This window comes from Bradyrhizobium sp. Ai1a-2 (assembly GCF_000426245.1).
Taxonomy (GTDB): Bacteria; Pseudomonadota; Alphaproteobacteria; order Rhizobiales; family Xanthobacteraceae; genus Bradyrhizobium.
Map to the genome: position 1 here is coordinate 1 of NZ_AUEZ01000240.1, position 1,233 is coordinate 1,233.

The 1,233-nt window shown below is 56.7% G+C and carries 2 protein-coding genes; both read left to right on the plus strand.

Going from position 1 to position 1,233, the window contains the following annotated elements; translation table 11 throughout:
* The coding region (locus tag K288_RS54590) for a hypothetical protein (protein WP_210164454.1) at positions 1 to 325 on the plus strand (325 nt) is incomplete at its 5' end.
* Positions 326 to 1,018: 693 nt separating this feature from the next.
* Positions 1,019 to 1,233: hypothetical protein (locus tag K288_RS55440; protein ID WP_244443500.1), on the plus strand; the 215-nt coding region annotated here is incomplete at its 3' end.

The window sequence follows — 1,233 nt, forward strand, 5'->3', positions numbered from 1 at the left end:
CAACCGCCGTGATGCGCTGACCCTGGCCAAGCTGCATCGTGCAGGAGAGCTGACCGCGGTCTGGGTACCGGATCCGGAGCACGAGGCGGTGCGAGCATCAGATGACAGCTGTTTGCTTAAACCATTTCCTCGGTCGCTCTTGGAAGTCCGGGTTCATGCACGAATTCGTTGGTTGGTACCATTGAACACACCTACGTCGCGGCCAGCCGAAGCACTCTCCGGCTTTCGCGTGCTGTTTCAACATTGTTGCCTCTGCGGGGCGGACACGCCTGATCCGCCTCAACGCAGCAATGCGGAGCTCAAGCGGATGACAATTCGGCCTTGATGCATTGTGAGCGCGGGCCTTCATCGCAACTCGGTGCGATATCCTGCACCACCGACCCGCTGAGGGGGGCGAAAACTGGAAAGCTCAACCAGGAGAACCAATAAGGTTTGACAAAGCTGCACGTCCGGGCCGCGCTGGGTTCGTTTGCCCGATGGGGAATGGATATCCTTCCTCTGCCGTAGAGATGTTGACGTTCTTCCTCTGTTATTCGAGTACGTGGCGTGCCGATCGGCCTGCGACCGCGAAAAAACGGCAGAGAGCTTTAGGCACGCTCTCTTTCAGCCAACGTCCGGAGCATACGCATGTCAACTCGTCCCTCCGCAGGAGTATCAATGTAATCAATTTGTGTGTCAGACATTTCGAGAAACTCTGCTTTAGACAGGGCTTCTCTCGCGCTCGACCTTTGAACGGAGAAATACTTTCGGACGTACTCCGTTCGATGACACGTGATAGTGTAGGTCACGAGCCGCCTCCGTTGAATGGACCCTGCTCCTATTTTGATCCAGTGACAACTCAGTGTATCAGCTTCGCGTGCAGTCTGAGCATCGGCTCGTCTCCGTAATACAACAGCGCTACGCTGTAGCTTCCAGCATGCGACATTCCGACGGTCCTGACACCTACCAGGAATGGTGGGCATCCTGATCTTCATCGTGCTCACCTGGTATGCGGCAATCCTTGGCGCTGTGCTCTGGAATGATGCGGCGGGTCTATGCCCGCCACATCTCCTATTCCGCGTACTACCGGGCGGACTTCGACGCCCTGGCGCCGCTACTAAAGGTCCGCTTCAATGGTCGCGCTGTGCTCCTTCCGTCATTCCGCTATCCGATTCACACATTTTCGAGCCTCAAAGTGGTGCCGTATTTGATGCGGCGGAAGGCTTCGAGGCCTAGGCGCATCACCTTTGGGCC